Below are 20,875 nucleotides of genomic sequence, written 5' to 3' on the forward strand. Positions count from 1 at the left end.
GGCCGGGCCTGTCAGTCGATGTCTGCGGACTCGCGGTGCTTGCGCAGTTCGTGGATTTCCTTCTCGAAGTCTTCTGCCGAGCTGAACGAGCGGTAGACGGAAGCGAAGCGAAGGTAGGCCACTTCGTCCAGGTCACGGAGTGGACCGAGAATGGCCAAGCCCACTTCGTTGCTGGGGATCTCCGCGGATCCCGCTGCACGGATGGCGTCCTCGACCTGTTGTGCCAGTAGGTTCAGCGCGTCGTTGTCGACATCTCTGCCCTGGCAGGCGCGACGGACTCCCTTGACGACCTTCTCTCGGCTGAACGGCTCGGTGACACCACTGCGTTTCACGACGGCCAGCACTGCGGCCTCGACCGTCGTGAATCGGCGACCGCACTCCGGGCAGGAGCGACGACGCCGGATTGCTTGCCCCTCGTCCATCTCACGCGAGTCGACCACGCGTGAGTCGGGATGCCTGCAGAACGGGCAATGCATGAGGGATCCTCCGTCGTAGCCGATGCTCCGACGACGAGCACGCACATCGGGGCAGTCTGTCGAGGATACTCAGTCTCGTCGAACCCGACGGTGCCGGTGGTCATCTGCCGGGCGTGTACTCGACGACAGCTCCGTCGTGCACCTCGACCACACCCGCCGGTTGCGCGCCGGCATCGGGGGCGACGGCCCGCAGGTTCGCGATGCCGATCAGCCCGCCCGCCACCACCAGGACCGCCAACACCGTCAGCACGATCGAACGCATCCGAACCGGCTGGCCGGCGAAGTGCGCCGAGGTCGCGTCGAACTCGCGATCGGCCTGCTCGCGATCGGTGACATCGGTCCACGACGGATCGAGGACCGGGAGGCACGGTGAACTCTGTGTGCGGGGTCCCGTGACACCGTGTGTTCCGATGGGACTCTGCAGAACGGGACGCGCCCGGCGGCGGCGCTCGACGGCAGTGGATCGGGCGCGGACACCGGCGGCGGTGGGGCGATCGGTGATGATGGTCATCGGAACCTCGACTTCGCTCGTTGGATCGATTGTTCGATCAGGCGTTCGATGGACGCTTGTTCGAAGTTCTATCACGAGCCTCCGACAAAGTCTGCAGAAAACGCGACACGAGTCGAACAGATGTTTGATTCAACAGCTGATACACGCTAGATTCGTGTCAGAAACCACACGCCACACGAGTCGACACCATCAACTCCAGTCCGCGCAGACCTACCACGCAGACCGGATCCAGGACACCAGCAGGAGGCCGACAGCATGAAGGACGAGACCTCGACGAGGTCGACCACGCTTTCCACGACCACCGGTTCCAAGGCGACCGGAGCCAGGGCCACCGCACCGAAGGCCGCAGCGGCTAAGCCTGCCGCGGAACCGACATCCAAGGCCATGGAAGTCGGCACCGACATCAGCGCGGGTCTGACGGAGCGGCAACGGAAGGTACTCGAGGTCATTCGAGCTTCGGTGACCGAGCGCGGTTACCCACCGAGCATTCGAGAGATCGGTGACGCAGTCGGCCTGACATCGACCTCCTCCGTCGCTCATCAGCTCCGTACGCTCGAACGCAAGGGTTTCCTCCGGCGCGACGCCAACCGGCCCCGCGCCGTCGACGTCCGCGGTCTCGACGAAGTGCAGGCCGATCAGGCAGCCGCCGCGGTCGACGGATCGCAGGCGTCCGAGGAGCAGGATCGGTTGCCTACCCCGACGTTCGTGCCGGTACTGGGCCGGATCGCTGCAGGCGGTCCGATTCTGGCCGAGGAAGCCGTCGAGGACGTCTTCCCGCTCCCCCGCGAGCTGGTCGGACAGGGTTCGCTGTTCCTGCTCAAGGTGGTCGGTGAATCGATGATCGATGCGGCCATCTGCGACGGTGACTGGGTGGTGGTTCGTCAGCAGTCCGTGGCCGACAACGGCGACATCGTCGCCGCGATGATCGACGGCGAGGCCACCGTCAAGACGTTCAAGCGGTCCAAGGGCGAGGTGTGGCTGCTGCCGCACAACCCGCTGTTCGAGCCGATCCCGGGCAACAACGCCGCGATCCTCGGCAAGGTCGTCACCGTGATGCGCAAGCTGTAGGAATCGTCACCGAGGTGAAATGCGAAGGGCCGCAGCACAGGAGTGCTGCGGCCCTTCGCATTTCACGGATCAGCGGATCACAGATTCAATCCGCGGCCGATGATCTCCTTCATGATCTCGGTGGTGCCGCCGTAGATGGTCTGCACACGAGAGTCCATGTACGCCTTGGCGATCGGGTATTCCTTCATGTAGCCGTAGCCGCCGTGCAGCTGAAGGCACCGGTCGATCAGTTTGACCTGATTCTCGGTGGTCCACCACTTCGCCATGGCAGCTTCTTGCACAGTCAACTTGTCTGCGTTGAGCAGTTCGATGAACTTGTCCACCATGATGCGGGTCGCGGTGGTTTCGGTGGCCAGTTCCGCCAACACGAAGCGCGTGTTCTGGAACTTGCCGATCGACTTTCCGAAGGCCTTGCGGTCGCGGCAGTACTGAATAGTCATCTCAAGCGCGGATTCCATCGCGGCGGCCGCGACGACGGCGATCGACAGGCGTTCCTGCGGCAAGTTCTGCATCAGGTAGATGAAGCCCATGCCCTCGTCGCCGAGCAGGTTGGCGGCGGGCACACGAACGTCGGTGAAGCTGAGTTCGGCGGTGTCCTGGGCCTTCATGCCGATCTTGTCGAGGTTGCGGCCTCGCTCGAATCCGGGCATGTCACGTTCGACGACCAGCAGACTGAAGCCCTGCGCGCCCTTCTCGGGGTCGGTGCAGGCCACGACGATCACCAGATCGGCGTTGATTCCGTTGGTGATGAACGTCTTCGAGCCGTTGAGCACCCAGTCGTCACCGTCACGTACGGCCTTGGTCTTGATTCCCTGCAGGTCGCTTCCGGTTCCCGGCTCGGTCATCGCGATCGCGGTGATCAGTTCGCCGGAGCAGAATCCGGGAAGCCAGCGCGCCTTCTGCTCGTCGTTCGCGAGATCGATCAGGTACGGCGCGACGACGTCGTTGTGCAGGGTGAAACCGATACCGCTGTATCCGCCACGGGTGGTTTCCTCGGTGACGATGGCGTTGTAGCGGAAGTCCTTGACTCCGCCGCCGCCGAATTCCTCGGGCGCTGCCGTTCCGAGGAAGCCCTGCTTACCGGCCTCGACCCAGACGTCGCGATCGACGATGTTCTGCTCTTCCCACTTCGCGTGGTTCGGCGCTACGTGCTGATCGAGAAATTTCCGGTACGACTCCCGGAACAGCTCGTGCTCGGGCTCGAAAAGTGTGCGTTCCACGAATGTCTCCTTGTTCGGTGCATACCGGCAGCGACCACGCGAAATCTCTACGAATCTCGATCGCCGGTACGACTGACGTCACAGGGAAACACTACGTCCGCGGCGTCGGGGCGGTCGATGACCAAAACGCGCGCGATCCGTGACCGACCCCGCTATCGACCTCGAGTGCCTGCACTCCTGGCGAGCGCCGAGACGATCGGGTACCCCAGCAGGATGCCCACCGAACCCCAGGCGATACCGCCGAGTTCGACCGATCCGACGGACAGTGTCAGGTCACCGATTCCGGCGACCAGCGCCGCCGCAACGACGATGAGATTGACCGGGTCGGTGAAGTCGACCTTCGCGTCGGTCCAGATGCGTACGCCGAGAAGCCCGATCAGGCCGTACAGCACCAGAGTCGCGCCGCCGATGACTCCGTCGGGGACGGTGAAGATCAGCGCACCGAACTTGGGCGAGAACGCGAGCACCATCGCCGTGATCGATGCGACCCAATACGCCGCGGTCGAGTACACGCGGGTGGCAGCCATGACACCGATGTTCTCCGCGTAGGTGGTGGTTCCCGAACCGCCGCCTGCTCCGGCGAGTGTGGTCGCCAGCCCGTCGGCGATCAATGCGTCACCGGCCACGTCGTCGAGGTTCTTGCCGGTCATCGCCGCGACGGCTTTGACGTGTCCCACGTTCTCGGCGACGAGGACGATCACCACCGGCAGCGCCACCAGGATCACCGACAGCTCGAAGGACGGACCGCGGAACTCGGGCAGACCGATCCAGCTCGCCGCGCTCAGTGCGTCGAGGCGTGGTTGCGCGATGCCCCCGGTGACGGCGGCGAACACCCAACCCACGACGACACCGAGCAGAATTCCGAGTCGCCCGATCAAGCCGGGTCCGAGCGCCGTCGCCAGCAGAATCGCGATCAGGGTTACGGCTGCGATCAGCGGCTGTGCCTCGAACGACGTGGTGGCGGCCGGCGCCAGGTTCAGCCCGATGAGCACGACGACGGCACCGGTCACGACGGGCGGCATGGCCGCGTCGAGGACCCGTTGGCCCGCGAACTTCACCACGAAGCCGACGGCGGCCAGTACGAGGCCGACACACAGGACCGCTCCGAGTTGGGCTGCGGGTCCGTTCGCTTGGGTGGCACCGAGCGGGGCCAGGAAAGCGAAGGACGAACCCAGGTAGCTGGGAACGCGCCCTCGAGTGATGACGAGGAACAGTGCCGTTCCTATGCCCGAGAACAGCAGCGTCGTCGATACCGGAAATCCGGTGATCGTCGGAACCAGCAGTGTCGCACCGAACATCGCGACGACATGCTGCATTCCGATACCGATGGTGCGTGGCCACGTCAATCGTTCGTCGGGTGAGACCACCGCCCCGGCCTCGACGGTCTTTCCGTTTCCGTGCAGCGTCCAACCCAGAGTTCTCATGATGGAAGGCAACACTATTGGATCAGCCGAGGATCGCGCTCACTGCCTCGCGCGCGGCGGCGGTGCTGTCCGTTTTCAGGGCTGCGGCGGCCGCTTCCTTGCACTGATCGAGCGTGACCGTCGCCAACTTCGAACCCACGTGCGCGACGGCAGCCGATGCAGCGGACAGAGAGGTGATGCCGAGGCCGACCAACACACAGGCCAGGAGCGGATCGGCAGCGGCCTCGCCGCAGACCCCGACCGGCTTGCCTGCCTTGGCTCCCGCGGCAGCGGTGTGGGCGACCAGTGCCAGTACCGCCGGCTGCCACGGATCGGTCAGGCCGGCGAGCTGAGCGGACATACGGTCCGCGGCCATCGTGTACTGCGCCAGGTCATTGGTGCCGATGGACAGGAAATCGACGTGCTCGAGGATGTGTTCGGCGAGCAGCGCGGCTGCGGGTACCTCGATCATGACGCCGGGGGTGAGTCCTCGTTCACGGACGTCGGCGGCGAAATCCTTCGCTTCCAACGCGGTTGCGATCATCGGAGCCATCACCCACGGGGAGGAGTCGGTCGCCTTCGCGGCTGCCGCGATGCCGTCGAGCTGGCGGTACAGAATCCCGCGGTCGGCCTCGGCGATGCGGATTCCGCGAATGCCGAGGGCCGGGTTTGCCTCGTCGGGATGCGTGGCGAACCGAAGCGGCTTGTCCGAGCCTGCGTCGAGAGTCCGTACGACGACCTTCTTGCCCGCGAACGCGTCGAGTACCTGGGCGTAGATCTCGGCCTGCTCGTCGACGGTGGGTTCGGAGTCGCGGTCGAGGAAGCACAGTTCGGTACGGAACAGTCCGACGCCGTCCGCTGCACTGGATCGCGCCGCGCGAGCACCGGCACCGTCCTGGACGTTGGCGAGAATGTCGACTGCGTGGCCGTCGGCGGTGGTACCGGGACCGACCCACTGGGACACCCGGTCGAGCTCGTCGCGGGCGGAGACGACGGCGGCGCGGGCCGACTCGGCATCGGGTTCGAGTTCGATCCGGCCGCTGGTGCCGTCGACCGATGCGTTCGTACCCGCGGCGATGTCGTCGAGGCCTGCCACGGCGACGATGCACGGAATGCCCAACTGACGCGCGATGATCGCGGTGTGGCTGGTCGGACCGCCCAGCGAGGTGGCCAGACCCACGATCAGCGCGGGGTCGAGGCCGGCGGTGTCGGCGGGTGCCAGGTCGTCGGCGAACAGCACGGACGGTTCGTCCGGCACCGGAACACCGGGCTCCGGAACGCCGAGGATCTCGGCGATGACGCGATCACGGATGTCGCGCAGGTCGGTCACGCGCTCTGCCATCAGTCCGCCGAGCTGGGTGAACATCGCGGCGAACTTGTCCGTCGCCGCCGCTGTCGCGGTGACGGCCGAACTGCCCTTGGCGATCGAGGAGCGCGCGGCTCCCAGCCAGCCGCGGTCCGTTGCCATCGCGGCGTTGGCCGACAGGACTTCCGAGGCAGCTCCGGTCGCCAGCTCCGCGCGACCGCGCAGTCGAGCGGCGACGGCGTTCGCTGCGGCGTCGAAGACGTCCTTCTCGGCATCTCGATCCGCCTCGGCCACCTCGCCGGTATCGGCAGGGATGGCGGGACGGGCACCGGGGCGGATCACGCGGCCGTATCCCACGCCGGGCACGACAGGCGTGCCGTGCAGCGTGGTCTGCGCTGCTCCGGTTCCGGCTGCATCGACTGTCGTGTCTCTGTGTCCGGTCGAAGCGGTGCTAACCGATCCCGTCATGTGGTCCTCCTCGGATCCTGCGTGAACAAAGGTCTTCGTACTGTCCGGCGAGCTGTGGTGGGGGCCATCAGTCGCTTGTGTTGTGACCGAGATTACTCCAAACCCTTGACATGTCAACACACACGGGCGTAAAACAACATAAAGCAACATCAACGAGGAAGGAGACGCAGGTGTACGCAGAAGAACGACAGCACTCCATAGCCGAACTCATCAGCACCCAGGGCCGCGTCTCCGTCAACGATCTCTCCGCCACCTACGGCGTCACAACGGAAACCGTGCGCCGTGATCTCGCCACCCTCGATCGAATGGGTGTCGTGCGCCGCGTACACGGTGGCGCAGTGCCCGCGTCGGCACTGACCACACTCGAACCGGGCGTCTCGGAACGAGAGTTCACCCGGGCCGATCAGAAGGACGCGATCGCGGCCGCCGCCCTGTCCTTCCTCCCTCCCGTCGGAGGCAGCGCCGTGTTCGATGCCGGCACCACAACCGGTCGACTCGCCGGTTTGCTTCCTCACGATCGCGAACTGACGTTGGTGACCAACTCGGTCCCGATCGCCGCGCGCGCCGCGACGATGTCGAATGTCAACCTTCGACTACTCGGCGGGCGGGTACGCGGGACCACCCAGGCGGCAGTCGGCGACGAAGCGCTGAGTGCCCTCGAATGGCTCCGGGTGGACGTCGCGTTCATCGGCACCAATGCCATCAGCGTCGGGCACGGACTGTCCACTCCCGACAGCGACGAGGCAGCCGTCAAGCGTGCCATGGTCGAGGCAGCCAATCATGTCGTGGTGCTGGCGGATTCGTCGAAGATCGGGCGCGAGCATCTGGTCAGCTTCGCCCGAGTGGGCTCCATCGATGTCATCGTCACCGATAGCGATATCTCGATAAATGACCGAAAGAATCTCAGCGACAAAGGAATCGAGGTGGTGATCGCATGATGGTCACACTCACGGCCAACCCGAGCATGGACCGGACGGTCACACTCGACACGCCGCTCGTCCGTGGCGGCGTACACCGGGCATCGACGTCGGCCATCGACCCAGGAGGCAAGGGCGTCAACGTCGCTCGCGTTCTCGGCGGATCGGGAGTCGGGGCGTTGGCAGTTCTCCCGGCCAACGTTGGAGACCCCCTGCTCGACGCGATGGCCGCGAAGGGAGTGCGGTATTCCGCGGTTCCGACGTCGGGTCCGGCGCGGACCAACATCACGGTGAGCGAAGTCGGTGGCACCACCACCAAGATCAACGAGCCCGGTGCCACGGTGTCGGAGCGGACCCGTGCGGAGCTGCGGGAGCGGATCCTCGCTCTCGCAGTCGATGCCGAATGGGTGGTTCTCTCCGGTTCGCTCCCGCCGGGCCTCCCCGTCGACTGGTATGCCGAGCTCGTCACTGCCCTGCGTGCCACGTCGGCGAAAGTCGCGGTGGACACCTCCGACGAGCCGTTGCTCGCTCTCGCCGCTGCCTTCCCGGAGTCGGCACCCGATCTGATCAAACCCAATTCCGAGGAACTCGCCCAACTCACCGGGTACGATTCCGAAGAGCTGGAAAGCGCAGCGGCGCAGGGCGATCCGACGGCTGCCATCGCAGCCAGCACGATCCTTCTCGGCCGAGGCGTCGGCGCGGTACTTGCCACTCTCGGCAGTGCCGGAGCCGTACTGGTCACCGAGGACGGTTCCTGGTACGCTAGCCCGCCCCCGATCACCGCGGTCAGCACGGTCGGCGCAGGCGATTCCTCGCTCGCCGGCTACATCCTCGCCGACGCCGAGAACTGTTCCGATGCAGACAAACTCCGCCGCGCCGTCGCCTACGGAACGGCAGCGACCGCGCTTCCAGGCACCACGCTTCCCCTGCCCGAGCAGACCCACCCGAATTCGGTGACGGTCCGTGCGCTCGACATCCCCACCTCCGTCACTCCGTCCACGCTCTCCCCTTCTTCGAACCGTCTCTAGGAGCCTGCAATGTCCACCCCCACCGAAGATCAGCAGATCATCGCCGAGGATCTGATCCTCCTCGACGCCGATCTCGGCGAGTCCAAGGAAGCCGTCATCGAACGCCTCGCAGGCGTTCTGGCTTCCGCGGGTCGCGCAACCGAAACCGATGCCCTGCGCGACGCCGCTCTGGCCCGCGAGGCGCAGTCGGCAACCGGCCTGCCCGGCGGCATCGCCATCCCGCACTGCCGCTCCGAAGCGGTCACCTCGGCCTCTCTCGGATTCGCCCGTCTGAACCCGAAGGTCGACTTCGGTGCCCCCGACGGCCCCGCGGACCTGGTGTTCCTCATCGCCGCTCCTGCCGGTGCCGGTTCGGCCCACATGAAGCTGCTCTCGAGCCTTGCGCGCGCACTGGTGAAGCCGGAATTCGTCACCTCCCTGCGCAACGCGTCCTCGGCCGCCGAGATCGTCACCCTCGTCGACGGGGTCATCAACCCCGCCGCCAAGCCGGCCGTGACGGCCCCGGCCGCAGCTCCTGTGTCGACCGCCAAGCACAGCGCGGCCGCCACCCCGGCCGAGACCACTGCCCCGAAGCACATCGTCGCAGTCACCGCCTGCCCCACCGGAATTGCGCACACCTACATGGCTGCCGATTCACTCGTCGCAGCGGGCGAGCGTGCCGGAGTCACCGTTCACGTCGAGACCCAGGGCTCGAGCGGCAGCACGCCGCTGGACCCCTCGATCATCGCCGGAGCCGAAGCAGTCATCTTCGCGACCGATGTGGGCGTCAAGGGTAGGGAAAGGTTCGCCGGTAAGCCCGTCATCTCCTCGGGCGTCAAGCGCGCCATCAACGAGCCCGACGTCATGCTCACCGAAGCCCTTCGCGCTGCACTGAACCCGGACGCAGCCCGCGTCGGCGGTACCGCAGTGGCCGCAGGCTCCACCGAATCCGCGGGCGAACTCGGCTGGGGCACCCGCATCCGCCAGATTCTCTTGACCGGCGTCAGCTACATGATTCCGTTCGTCGCCGCCGGCGGTCTGCTGATCGCCCTCGGCTTCCTGCTCGGCGGATACGAGATCTCCGGAGTCGCCGAGGACATCGTCGTCAACAACTCCATCACCTCCCTCCCCGAAGGTGGAATCGCCGCCTACCTCGGTGCCGTGCTCTTCCAGATCGGCGCACTGTCCTTCAGCTTCCTGGTGCCCGCACTGGCCGGCTACATCTCCTACGCCATCGCCGACAGGCCGGGACTCGCGCCAGGCTTCACCGCCGGTGCCGTGGCCGTTCTCGTCGGCGCAGGCTTCATCGGCGGCCTCGTCGGTGGTCTCATCGCCGGCTTCGTCGCACTGTGGATCAGCAAATGGAAGATCCCCGCGGTACTGCGTGGCCTGATGCCCGTCGTCATCATCCCGCTGTTCGCCACCCTCATCGTCGGCGCGATCATGTTCCTGCTGCTCGGCAAGCCGCTCGCCGCGATCACCAGCGGACTGACCGACTGGCTCAACGGTCTCAGCGGCTCCTCGGTCATCATCCTCGGCATCATTCTCGGCCTGATGATGTGCTTCGACCTCGGCGGACCGGTCAACAAGGCTGCCTACGCATTCGCAACCGCAGGCCTGTCGGTCACCGACACCGCATCACTGCGCATCATGGCAGCAGTCATGGCCGCAGGTATGGTGCCGCCGCTGGCCATGGCACTGGCCTCGACCGTTCGCTCGCGTCTGTTCACCGAAGCCGAGCGTGAGAACGGCAAGGCTGCCTGGTTCCTCGGAGCAGCATTCATCTCCGAGGGTGCCATTCCGTTCGCCGCGGCCGACCCGTTCCGCGTCATCCCCTCGATGATGGCCGGCGGCGCAGTCACCGGTGCCATGATCATGGCCTTCGACGTCACCCTCAGCGCTCCCCACGGCGGAATCTTCGTGTTCTTCGCCATCGGAAACATCCTGTGGTTCATCGTGTCTCTGGCCGTCGGCACCATCGTCTCGGCGTTCCTGGTCGTCTCGGCCAAGCAGTTCGTCAAGGGCAAGAACGCCCCGACCGAGGCCGAGCTCGATCCGGCACTCGCCACCGTCTGACACTCGCTACGATCGCAACAACCCCACTACGAAGGAGCACCACATGCCCAGCACCACAGTCGCCGTCGGATCCTCGATCGGTCTGCACGCTCGACCCGCAGCACTGATCGCCGACGCCGTCGCCGAAGCCGGCGTGGACGTCACCCTCGCAGTGGCCGACTCCGAGCCCGTGGACGCAGGTTCGGCCCTGATGATCATGACGCTCGGTGCCACCAAGGGCACCGAAGTCACCGTCAGCAGCGACGACCAGGCAGCACACGACAAGGTGGTCGCCCTCGTCGAAGCAGACTTGGATGCCTGACCAGACTGTTCGGCCAAGCGCCTAGCGAGAACGCATCGATCGCCGGACGGTGAATCCCACCGCTCCGGCGATCAGCACCACACCGGCAGCGACGGCCGCTCGGAATGTCCATTCCGAGTCCGTCGCTGTCGGCGTCTGTGCCGACTGCTCGGGAACGACGGTCGGCGATACCGGCTCCACAGCAACAGGTTCGGGGGCAGACATCTCGAGATCGACCGCGTCGGGGACCCGCAGGATCGGCGGAAGCGTGGCCTCCGCGGATCCGAATCCGGCCTCGGATGCGATGAGCAAGGAACCGTCGTCGGTGAAGACCAGAGCCTCGCCCTGCGGCTGGTCGGGCAGCGGCACCACGGCGCGAGGCGCTGTCGGATCGACCAATGCCGACGCGATGTCCCCGTCCGGCACGCGGAACAGGTAGGCGTCGGTGTAGGTGCGCACTGCGGCCACGGCACCGTCGGCGCTCACCGCTCCCCCGGTCGCCAGTATCGATCCGACCACGAACGGCGGCCCACCGACCGTGTCGGTTGCCGTGAACGCCAGTTCTCCGACCTTGCGCATCGGCGTCGGGCCAGGGCTGGTCAGATCGGCGACGGATTCGTCGCCGGCAGGTACGTACACCCCGCTCACGCCCGAGAGTGCCTTGGTCACGATCACCGGCCTACCACCGGGCTCGATCAGTATCGTCTCGGCGTCGTGCGCGCCGTCGGGGTAGGTCAGTCGGTACAGTTCTCCCGCGCCCGAGGCCGGGTCCATTCGCGTCAATGCCACTGTCTCGCGGCGCATCTGATTGTCGCCGATGTCCGCCAACCACAGCGAGCCGTCGTACGACGTCAGGTCCTCGACGTCGTACGGGTCGACGGGCACGTCGATCCATCGCGTGACTGCGCAATCGGCACCGAGCACCGCGACCCGATCGTCGGCTCCGCTGTCTCCGATCGCGTAGAAGACGCCGTCGATCGAGGTCAGCCCCGACAACTCCGCGAGTCCAGGATCGATTGGACCACAATAGGTTTCGGTCTCGATCGGTGCACCCGAGGCGACTCCCCCGAATGCGGCGGCCGAGGCCACGACAGCCACGACAGCACCGCGGGCCACCAGCCGTGGTCCCACCACCGAGGTCAGACGCTGGGCACGATCGCCGTGAATTCGACGAGCGCTGCCGCAAGCGATTGCGGCACACGAGCTTCCACACGCGTGCCCTCTTCCTCGTGGGCCGTCTTCACGATCCGGCCGTCGGTATGGATTCGCGCGACCAGATCACCACGGGTGTAGGGCACGAGAACATCGACCAACACGTCCGGCTCGGACAGGATCTCGGCCAGATGATCTCGCAGAGCGTCGATTCCCTCGCCGGTCTTGGCCGAGACGAATCGAGCGCCGTCGAGCAGCCCGCGCAGCTGAGTCAGTTGAACCGGATCGGCAGCGTCGATCTTGTTGACCACCAACAACTCCGGCGGCATCTTCGCGTCCTGCTCGCGAACCACCTCGGTGATCACCTCACGCACGGCCTTGATCTGATCGATCGGAAGAGGATCCGAACCGTCGACCACGTGCAGCAGCAGATCTGCATCGGTGACCTCCTCGAGCGTCGAGCGGAACGCCTCGACCAACTGAGTCGGAAGATGCCGAACGAAGCCGACCGTGTCGGTCAGCACGATCTCGCGACCGTCCTCGAGCGTCGACTTACGCGTGGTGGGATCGAGGGTGGCGAACAGAGCGTTCTGAACCAACACACCGGATCCGGTCAGCGCATTGAGCAGGCTCGACTTGCCTGCGTTGGTGTAGCCCACGATCGCGATCGACGGCACCGTACCGCTCAGGCGCTGTTCGCGTTTGGTGTCGCGGGCCTGCTTCATGCCCTTGATCTCGCGGCGCAGCTTGGCCATCCGCTCACGGATGCGTCGACGGTCGGTCTCGATCTTCGTCTCACCCGGTCCGCGCAGACCCACACCACCGTTACTGCCTGCCCGTCCACCGGCCTGCCGCGACATGGATTCGCCCCAGCCGCGAAGCCTGGGCAACATGTATTCCATCTGCGCGAACGCGACCTGCGCCTTGCCTTCTCGTGAGGTCGCGTGCTGGGCGAAGATGTCGAGGATCAGCGCGGTGCGGTCGATGACCTTGACCTTGACGACCTTCTCCAGCGCATTGAGCTGAGCAGGGGTCAGTTCACCGTCGCAGATGACCGTGTCGGCGCCGGTCGCGAGGACGATGTCGCGCACCTCCTTGGCCTTACCGGAACCGATGTACGTCGCGGCATCGGGCTTGTCACGTCGCTGCATCAGCGCTTCGAGCACCTCCGAGCCGGCGGTCTCGGCCAATGCAGCCAGTTCGGTCATGCTGGACTCGGCCTGCGCGGCCGTACCGGTGGTCCAGACTCCGACCAGCACGACGCGTTCGAGCCGCAGCTGCCGGTACTCGACCTCGGTGACGTCGGTGAGCTCGGTGGACAGGCCGGCCACTCGACGCAGCGCGGTGCGGTCTTCGAGCTGCATGTCGCCGGAGGACGGGGAGTTCTCGTCGCCGAGCGGAGACCGAGCCAGTCGTCTCGACCACGCGTCGGACTCTTCGCGGGTCCAGGCGGATTCGGTTTCGGAAGCGCCGTCGATGTCGTCGCGACCGTCGTCGACCGGCTCGCCTGCAGGGGATGTTTCATGTGAGTTCGTCATACGAGCTCCATGATCCACGAAAAGCCCAGCGTATGCACGCGGGTTTCGGTCCACGTGGGTGCCGAGGCCTGCGCGATCGTCAGGACCGAGCCTTCAGCCACCGGTCGTCGATCTCGCCCCGGGCCAGCAACACCGACGGCCCGCGCAGAGTGGCACCGACGTGATCGATGTTCACACGCACCCGACCGCCGAGCACACCGACGCTCACCTCCCCTGTCTCGAGGCCCTCGTAGGACAGCGCCGCTGCGGCCGCTGCCACGGTTCCGGTGCCACAGGATCGCGTCTCCCCGACGCCACGTTCGAACACACGCATCTGGACGGCACCGTCGTCGAGCCTGGTCAGGATCTCGACGTTCGCACCGTGGGGGAAGAACTCGGAATCCAGTGTCGGCGGTTGGGACAAGTCGAGCGCGCCGAGGGATGCGCGTGTCAACGCACCGTCGACACAGGCCAGGTGAGGATTGCCGACGTCGATTCCGATGCCCTCGTACGTCCCGCCCGCGAGGGTCGCCGAGCTCGAGCCCATCAGCGTGACGTCCCCCATGGCCACGGTGACATCGGCGTCGGTGTCGTCGAACGAGTGAACGGTCACAGCGCGTGCGCCGGCCCGCGAACCCACCACGAACTGGTCACGTTGTTCGAGGTCGTGCACCCGCAGGTAGTGCGCGAACACCCGCACACCGTTGCCGCACATCTCGGCGATGGTGCCGTCACCGTTGCGGTAGTCCATGAACCAGTCCTCGGGCTCGACACCCGGCGGCATTCGGTCGAGTACGCCTGCATCTCGGAGCACACCGGCCCGGGCGACGCGCAGAATCCCGTCGGCACCGAGGCCCTGGCGTCGATCGCACAACACCGACACCGCCGACCTGGTGAGTTCGAGCTCGGCTGCCGGATCCGGCAGCACGACGAAGTCGTTCTGAGTTCCGTGGCCTTTGGCGAATTCCATGGTCGCGAGTCTACGGGCGTACGGCTAGGAGGGGTCGATCGCGGACAGCGCGTCCGAGGTCAGCGTCGGCGAGGTGCCGTCGAGCCACCGGACGCGTTCGTCGCGACGAAACCAGGATCGCTGGCGTCGTACGTAGCGTCGGGTTCCGATGAATGTCCGTTCGCGTGCGTGCTCGACGTCGTAGTCCCCCGCCAGCACGTCGAGAGCCTGCGCGTACCCGATCGCCCGCGACGCGGTGACGCCCTCACGCAGTCCCAGGGCGAGCAGCCCTTCCACTTCGTCGAGCAATCCCGTCTCGAACATCAGCCGAGTGCGCTCGGCGATCCGCTCGTCCAGTTCGGCCGTGTCGCGGTCGACTCCCAACACCACCGTGCCCCAGCGAGGTGCACCGATCTTCGGGGCCGATGCCGCGAACGGCTGCCCGGTCAGCTCCACCACCTCGAGCGCTCGGACCATGCGCCTGCCGTCGGTGGGCAGGATCGACGCGGCAGCCTCGGGATCGGCGGCCGTCAACACGCGATGGATCTCCTCGACGCCGTCGCGCTCGAGGACTTCTTCCCATTTCGCTCGGACGACGGGGTCGGTGGCCGGAAACGCCCACTCGTCGAGCAACGACTGCACGTACATCATCGATCCGCCGACGATGATCGGCCGCGAACCCCGCGATCGAATGTCCTCGACGTCGGCGACCGCAGCCTCCTGGTAGCGGGCGACGGTAGCGATGTCGGTGACCTCGAGCACATCGAGTTGGTGGTGCGCAATCCCGCGCCGCTGCGCGACGGGCACTTTCGCGGTCCCGATGTCCATCCCCCGGTACTGCTGCATCGCGTCGATGTTGACGATTTCGCCGCCGAGTTCCTCGGCCAGATCGAGAGCCAGATCGGACTTTCCTGTGGCAGTCGGCCCGATGACCGCGACCGGTGTCGTGGCCGAATCGCTCGCCCCGTCAGTCACGAGCCCAGGTCCCCACGAAGTATCCGACCCCGAAGGGCGCACCTCGGTAGAGCTCGGCCGTCGTTGTCGCATCGGCTCCAGCGAGTGCCGCCAGCACCTGCCACGCCGCTCTGCCGCCGACACCGAGCGAAGCGCACAGGTCCGGATCCAGATCCGCCAATGCATCGACGTCGGCGCTCGCGAGGGCATCGTCGATACTGCGCTGGACCCCCTCGGCGCGCTCGTCGAACGATCCGGGTGCCTTTGGAGTCAGTGTGTTAGCCCCGTCTGCCAGCAGCAGAACGCCCCAGGTCTCCGCCGAGGCGTCGAACTCTCGGCGCAGCTGCTCGCCGAACTCGGCGCACGACCCGGGGCTCGCATCGGCCGCGATCGTGCGGACCTCGACCGCAGCGTCGGGAGCTGCCACCCCGCGCAGCCACCCGGCGATCAGAACCGCCAGCGGCAGGTCCGGATCTGCCGCAGAGTGCGCTGCGCCGCCGGACAGGCTCACCACCACGTCGACTCCGAAGCCCCGGAACGTGCCGACGGTGGCCGTGCCGTAGGTGGACGACACGCGGTCGACGCCGACGGCGATCCAGCGGTCGACCGTCGACGCCAGATGGGTGGTCGCGTCGACGGCGGCGGTCCGCAGATCGGCTGTCCGGGCCGCCCCCGCGCCCATCAGTTCGGGGACCAGCAACGGTGGAGAGGGCACCAGGGCCGCGGCACGAAACACGAGCACCACGCTAGTCGGTGGCGCGACTTGTCCCGACGAGTCCACCTCGAGTCGTCTGAGCTGTTTCAATGGTCCGATCGGTCGTCACCTAGTTCAATGGTGTCCAGATCGCGATTGAAGGCAGCCGTGACGCGCGGCAGAGATGAGGAACAATGACCGACCCGAACGCCGGCACTCCCACCACCCCAGAGGCTGCATCCTCGGATGCACCCGCCCAGACCCCCGGTGCGACCGCGCCCGGTGCAGCGAACCACGGCGGACCCAAGCCCGGAGGTGGACCCAAGCCCGGCAGTGGACCGAAGCCCGGTGGAGGACCCAGGCCCGGCGGCCCGGGTCCCGGCTCTCCTCGTCCCGGCGGTTCGGCCGGTGCCAAGCCCCACCCGACCCCCTCCCACGTCCCGACCGCGATCCCGACGGTCGCGCCTGCGAGCGACCCCAGCAAGTTCGGCAGAGTCGACGACGACGGCACCGCATGGGTGACCACCGCCGACGGTGAGCGGCAGATCGGGTCCTGGCAGGCAGGAGACGCGGCGGAAGGACTCGCCCATTTCGGTCGGCGCTACGACGATCTGGCCACCGAGGTCGCTCTGCTCGAAGCTCGACTGACCTCCGGTACCGGCGATGCCAAGAAGACCAAGGCCGCAGCGTCCGCGTTGTTGGAGAGCCTGCCGACCGCTGCTGTGATTGGCGACCTCGATCTGCTCGCCAGGCGACTCGACGCGGTCGTCGAGCATTCGGACGCCGCAGCAGCGGTGGCCAAACACGAAAGGGAGCTCGAACGCGCCGAGCACACCGCGCGCAAGGAGGCCCTCGCCGTCGAAGCCGAGCAGATCGGTAGCGAATCGACCCAGTGGAAGCATGCGGGCGATCGGCTGCGAGAGATCCTCGACGAGTGGAAGACGATTCGCGGGGTCGACCGCAAGATCGACGATGCCCTGTGGAAGCGGTACTCCAAGGCACGGGAGAACTTCAACCGTCGCCGCGGCGCCCATTTCGCCGATCTCGATCGTGAGCGCGGTGCGGCCAAGACTCGCAAGGAAGAACTGGTCGAGCGGGCCAGAGCCTTGTCGTCGTCCACGGACTGGGGACCCACCGCAGCAGCGTTCCGCGATCTGCTGGTGGAATGGAAGGCATCCGGCCGTGCCCCACGCGATGCCGACGACGCGCTGTGGAAGAACTTCAAGGCCGCACAGGACGTGTTCTTCGCTGCCCGCAACGCCGCGGCCTCCGAGCGGGACGCCGAGTTCGAGGCCAACGCCGAGGCCAAGGAAGCCCTGCTGGCCAAGACACACATAGATCCGAGCAAGGACCTCGATGCCGCCCGTTCGGCACTGCGCGACCTGCAGGACAAGTGGGATGCCATCGGCAAGGTTCCGCGCGAGAAGATGCAGGAACTCGAGGGCAAGCTGAGGGCGATCGAGAAGTCCGTCCACGACGCGGTGGAGGCCCAGTGGCGTCGTTCGGATCCCGAGGCCGTCGCCCGCGCCGCCCAGTTCCGCGAGCGGGTGGCTCAGTTCGAGGATCAGGCCGCCAAGGCGACCGCAGCAGGCAAGACCAAGGATGCCGAGCGTGCGCTCGCACAGGCGCAGCAGTGGCGCGAGTGGGCCGACGCAGCAGAGAGCGCCGTCGACGAGTTGTGATCGACCGGCACTCCTGACCGGGGGCGGCCGATCGGACCTACGGGGCCGAGTGGCCGTCCCACAGGCGCAGCTTCTGTTCGCCCGACGCAGCGGCGATGCGTCGCTGCTCCTGGGCCGCGAGCTGGGCGTTCGTCTTGTTCCACACGGCCTTGAGCCAATGGAACGTCAACGCGATGACGGCGATCCACGCGATGATCAGTCCGATTCCCGGTCCGGCACCCTGCAGGTTGTCCGGCACGGTCTGCCGTGTCCAGATCGAGAGCATCCCGTACACCGACGACACCGCACATCCCGCGAGGGCGGCCCAGGCCAACGCCCAGATACGGGTGACGAGCGCGAGCACCGACATCACCACGCCGAACGTCAGCACCAGCACGACGAAGACGCGTGACGGCAGCGCGATGGACTCGGCAACTGCGGCTTCTCCACCCGTGAGCACGTCGAATCCGCTGGCCGATCCGGTGTGCGGCAACGCGAACGTGACCAACAGGACCAGCACCAGCCCGGCCACGACCATGGCCCGCGCTCCCGGGTCCAGCTCCGTCATCACCGCCCTCTCCGTTCGCCCGAGTTCCTCGGCGGATCGAGAGGGTACGACGCGATCGGGTCCGTCTGTGTCTGTCATGCGGTGCATCCTGTCTCTACCGGTAGCGGCGCCGGTGCGCCGATCGAAGGAAGTCCGAGGCCGACGCCGATCGGTGCCGTCTTGGGCATCACACCGCGTTCGTGGGCGTCTCCTGCTGCCGTACGGCGATGCGTGAGCACGCCGGCGTCGGCGATGAGGTGGTACGGCGCAGCGGCCGTCAGCGTGGTGGTGACGACGTCGCCCGGGCGGATCTCGCTCACGCGATCGGCGTCGACTGCGAAATGCACGAGTCGGCCGTCCCTGGCTCGCCCGCTCATCCGATGCGTCGCGGCGTTCTTGCGACCTTCACCGGTGGCGACGAGCAGTTCGACCTCGGTACCGATCAACTCTCGGTTGGCAGCGAGAACGATCTCTTCCTGCAGAGCGATCAATCGCAGATACCGTTCTTGCACAACCTCTTTGGGGATCTGATCGGGCATCTCGGCGGCAGGCGTTCCCGGCCGCTTCGAGTACTGGAAGGTGTAGGCATTGGCGAACTTCGCCCGCCGAACCACGTCGAGCGTCTGCTCGAAGTCCTCATCGGTCTCACCGGGGAAGCCGACGATGATGTCGGTGGTGATGGCCGCGTGTGGCATGACCGCGCGCACCTTGTCGATGATGCCCAGGAACTTGCTCTGCCGGTAGGACCTGCGCATCGCCTTGAGGATGCGATCCGATCCGGATTGCAGCGGCATGTGCAGGGTGGGACAGATGTTCGGGGTGGACGCCATCGCCTCGATGACGTCGTCGGTGAACTCGGCCGGGTGCGGAGAGGTGAACCGCACTCGCTCGAGACCCTCGATCGAGCCGCATGCGGTCAGCAGCGACGCGAACGCGCCGCGGTCGCGAGGCATGTCCGGATCGGCGAACGAGGCACCGTACGCATTGACGTTCTGGCCGAGCAGCGTCACCTCGAGTACACCCTGATCCACCAAAGCCTGTACCTCGGCGAGGATGTCGCCCGGCCTGCGGTCGATCTCCTTGCCGCGCAGGGCCGGGACGATGCAGAACGTGCAGGTGTTGTTGCAGCCCACCGAGATCGAGACCCAGCCCGCATATGTCGATTCGCGTTTCGCCGGCAGGGTCGACGGGAAGGCCTCGAGGGATTCGAGAATCTCGACCTGTGCCCGTTCGTTGTGCCGGGCGCGCTCGAGCAACACCGGCAACGACCCGATGTTGTGGGTTCCGAAGACCACGTCGACCCACGGAGCCTTCTCGACGACGGTGCTGCGATCCTTCTGCGCCAGGCAACCACCGACCGCGATCTGCATGTTGGGGTTTCGCGTCTTCGCGGGCCGCAACATGCCGAGGTTGCCGTACAGCTTGTTGTCGGCGTTCTCGCGCACCGCGCAGGTGTTGAAGACGACGAGATCTGCGTCGGTGCCTGCGTCGGCCGGAACGTAGCCCGCTTCCTCGAGCAGCCCGGACAACCGCTCGGAATCGTGGACGTTCATCTGGCATCCGTGCGTACGCACTTCGTAGCTGCGGGGAACCGACGCCGACGGGTCCGTCACCGGGACGGGATCGGTACTCCCGTGATCGGCCACGTCCACGGTCGGAAAAACACTCGTTTGCACCCCTCCAGGGTACGTCCATCGCACCGACCGGCCCGCCGGGGTCGCGGGCTCCACCACAGACTGTGCAGGGCCGATGCGGGGCAACAGTAAAGTTTCCATTACATAATCGAAGATGACGGGCGAAAACACCGGTCGGCGAGGAAACTACGCATAGGGTTTCGACTTATGACGCACGCCACCGACGCGCCGGCATCGACACCCCCGCCGGGCGCGCCCTCGATGATCTCGCTCAAATCCGTCGACAAACATTTCGGTGATCTGCACGTCCTCAAGGACATCAACCTGGAAGTGCCGGCCGGTCAGGTCGTCATCGTCGTCGGCCCCTCCGGCTCGGGCAAGTCGACTCTGTGCCGGACGATCAACCGCTTGGAGCCGATCGATTCCGGTGCCATCGAGGTCGACGGAGATCTACTTCCCGCGGAAGGCAAGGCCCTTGCGGCCCTGCGCGCCGACGTGGGCATGGTGTTCCAGTCGTTCAACCTGTTCGCGCACAAGACGATCCTGCAGAACGTCATGCTCGCGCCCATGAAGGTACGCAAGCAGAAGAAGGACGAGGCCGAGAAGAGCGCCTTGGCTCTGCTCGAACGCGTGGGAATCGCCAACCAGGCCGACAAGTACCCCGCTCAGCTCTCCGGTGGTCAGCAGCAGCGTGTCGCCATCGCGCGATCTCTCGCCATGAACCCCAAGGTGATGTTGTTCGACGAGCCGACCTCGGCCCTCGACCCCGAGATGGTCAACGAGGTACTCGACGTCATGACCTCGCTCGCCAAGGAGGGCATGACGATGCTCGTCGTCACCCACGAGATGGGCTTCGCCCGCAAGGCCGGCGACCGCGTCATCTTCATGGCCGACGGAGCCGTCGTCGAGGACACCGATCCCGAGACCTTCTTCAAGTCGCCCAAGTCCGAGCGTGCCAAGGACTTCCTCGGCAAGATCCTCGGTCACTGACCCGCTTCACCGTTCACCCCGAATACCCGAACCGATCCCTAAGGA

Annotated in this window: 19 protein-coding genes; 7 read left to right on the forward strand and 12 right to left on the reverse strand. The window is 66.2% G+C overall.

Annotated features, from left to right (window positions below; all coding sequences use genetic code 11):
* Positions 1-11: 11 nt before the first annotated feature.
* Positions 12-476 carry a transcriptional regulator NrdR gene (gene nrdR, locus CH273_RS19985; protein ID WP_008716872.1) on the reverse strand — a complete coding sequence of 155 codons (465 nt, stop codon included), beginning with the start codon at positions 474-476 and terminating at the stop codon, positions 12-14.
* A gap of 100 nt (positions 477-576) precedes the next feature.
* Positions 577-987: a hypothetical protein gene (locus CH273_RS19990; protein ID WP_032397899.1), complete on the reverse strand. Its 411-nt coding sequence runs from the start codon at positions 985-987 to the stop codon at positions 577-579.
* Positions 988-1,371: 384 nt separating this feature from the next.
* On the opposite strand from CH273_RS19990, the gene lexA reads away from it, so the two are divergent.
* Positions 1,372-2,055, forward strand: coding sequence for a transcriptional repressor LexA (gene lexA, locus CH273_RS19995; protein WP_032398406.1), 684 nt, complete (start codon positions 1,372-1,374; stop codon positions 2,053-2,055).
* A gap of 77 nt (positions 2,056-2,132) precedes the next feature.
* On the opposite strand, the gene CH273_RS20000 is transcribed toward lexA, so the two are convergent.
* The 3 genes from CH273_RS20000 to ptsP form a co-directional block, all read right to left on the reverse strand.
* A complete protein-coding gene (locus CH273_RS20000; protein WP_032397898.1) occupies positions 2,133-3,275 on the reverse strand; it encodes an acyl-CoA dehydrogenase family protein in 1,143 nt (380 codons plus the stop codon).
* 152 nt (positions 3,276-3,427) lie between these two features.
* On the reverse strand, positions 3,428-4,699 hold the full coding sequence (locus CH273_RS20005; RefSeq protein ID WP_179275522.1) for a uracil-xanthine permease family protein: 1,272 nt from the start codon (positions 4,697-4,699) through the stop codon (positions 3,428-3,430).
* A 22-nt stretch (positions 4,700-4,721) separates the two neighbouring features.
* Positions 4,722-6,452 carry a phosphoenolpyruvate--protein phosphotransferase gene (gene ptsP, locus CH273_RS20010; protein ID WP_032397897.1) on the reverse strand — a complete coding sequence of 577 codons (1,731 nt, stop codon included), beginning with the start codon at positions 6,450-6,452 and terminating at the stop codon, positions 4,722-4,724.
* A gap of 170 nt (positions 6,453-6,622) precedes the next feature.
* Between ptsP and CH273_RS20015 the strand changes: the two genes are divergently transcribed.
* The 4 genes from CH273_RS20015 to CH273_RS20030 are packed head-to-tail and all read left to right on the forward strand — an operon-like array spanning position 6,623 to position 10,753.
* A complete protein-coding gene (locus CH273_RS20015; protein WP_032397896.1) occupies positions 6,623-7,390 on the forward strand; it encodes a DeoR/GlpR family DNA-binding transcription regulator in 768 nt (255 codons plus the stop codon).
* Positions 7,387-8,397, forward strand: a complete 1,011-nt coding sequence (locus CH273_RS20020; protein WP_032397895.1) for a 1-phosphofructokinase family hexose kinase — start codon at positions 7,387-7,389, stop codon at positions 8,395-8,397. Before CH273_RS20015 ends, CH273_RS20020 begins: the two co-directional genes overlap by 4 nt.
* A 9-nt stretch (positions 8,398-8,406) precedes the next feature.
* The gene (locus CH273_RS20025; RefSeq protein WP_032397894.1) at positions 8,407-10,452 is read left to right on the forward strand and encodes a PTS fructose transporter subunit IIABC; all 2,046 of its coding nucleotides are present in this window, start codon (positions 8,407-8,409) and stop codon (positions 10,450-10,452) included.
* A 43-nt stretch (positions 10,453-10,495) separates the two neighbouring features.
* Positions 10,496-10,753, forward strand: coding sequence for an HPr family phosphocarrier protein (locus CH273_RS20030; RefSeq protein ID WP_032397893.1), 258 nt, complete (start codon positions 10,496-10,498; stop codon positions 10,751-10,753).
* Between the two features lie 21 nt (positions 10,754-10,774).
* On the opposite strand, the gene CH273_RS20035 is transcribed toward CH273_RS20030, so the two are convergent.
* From CH273_RS20035 to CH273_RS20055, 5 genes are all read right to left on the reverse strand, one after another.
* A complete protein-coding gene (locus CH273_RS20035) occupies positions 10,775-11,830 on the reverse strand; it encodes a hypothetical protein (RefSeq protein ID WP_230597010.1) in 1,056 nt (351 codons plus the stop codon).
* A gap of 41 nt (positions 11,831-11,871) precedes the next feature.
* Entirely contained in the window at positions 11,872-13,422 is a 1,551-nt protein-coding gene (gene hflX, locus CH273_RS20040) for a GTPase HflX (RefSeq protein WP_230597009.1), read from the reverse strand.
* 79 nt (positions 13,423-13,501) lie between these two features.
* Positions 13,502-14,371, reverse strand: a complete 870-nt coding sequence (dapF, locus tag CH273_RS20045) for a diaminopimelate epimerase (protein ID WP_032397892.1) — start codon at positions 14,369-14,371, stop codon at positions 13,502-13,504.
* A gap of 24 nt (positions 14,372-14,395) precedes the next feature.
* Complete coding sequence (miaA, locus tag CH273_RS20050) at positions 14,396-15,325, reverse strand: tRNA (adenosine(37)-N6)-dimethylallyltransferase MiaA (protein ID WP_032397891.1); 930 nt, start codon at positions 15,323-15,325, stop codon at positions 14,396-14,398.
* On the reverse strand, positions 15,318-16,040 hold the full coding sequence (locus tag CH273_RS20055) for a class III extradiol dioxygenase subunit B-like domain-containing protein (RefSeq protein ID WP_032398402.1): 723 nt from the start codon (positions 16,038-16,040) through the stop codon (positions 15,318-15,320). Before CH273_RS20055 ends, miaA begins: the two co-directional genes overlap by 8 nt.
* Before the next feature lie 152 nt (positions 16,041-16,192).
* Between CH273_RS20055 and CH273_RS20060 the strand changes: the two genes are divergently transcribed.
* Entirely contained in the window at positions 16,193-17,680 is a 1,488-nt protein-coding gene (locus CH273_RS20060; protein ID WP_032397890.1) for a DUF349 domain-containing protein, read from the forward strand.
* 37 nt (positions 17,681-17,717) lie between these two features.
* Here CH273_RS20060 and CH273_RS20065 read toward each other — a convergent pair whose 3' ends face one another.
* Both CH273_RS20065 and miaB read right to left on the reverse strand, forming a co-directional pair.
* Positions 17,718-18,305 carry an Rv2732c family membrane protein gene (locus CH273_RS20065; RefSeq protein ID WP_032398401.1) on the reverse strand — a complete coding sequence of 196 codons (588 nt, stop codon included), beginning with the start codon at positions 18,303-18,305 and terminating at the stop codon, positions 17,718-17,720.
* Positions 18,302-19,819, reverse strand: coding sequence for a tRNA (N6-isopentenyl adenosine(37)-C2)-methylthiotransferase MiaB (gene miaB / locus CH273_RS20070; protein ID WP_082073983.1), 1,518 nt, complete (start codon positions 19,817-19,819; stop codon positions 18,302-18,304). Before miaB ends, CH273_RS20065 begins: the two co-directional genes overlap by 4 nt.
* Before the next feature lie 282 nt (positions 19,820-20,101).
* Here miaB and CH273_RS20075 point away from each other — a divergent pair, with 282 nt between their 5' ends.
* A complete protein-coding gene (locus CH273_RS20075) occupies positions 20,102-20,830 on the forward strand; it encodes an amino acid ABC transporter ATP-binding protein (protein WP_170944851.1) in 729 nt (242 codons plus the stop codon).
* Positions 20,831-20,875: the final 45 nt, after the last annotated feature.

Origin of the sequence: Rhodococcus sp. 05-339-2 (genome assembly GCF_002258965.1) — a bacterium.
In the GTDB taxonomy this organism is placed as follows: domain Bacteria; phylum Actinomycetota; class Actinomycetes; order Mycobacteriales; family Mycobacteriaceae; genus Rhodococcoides.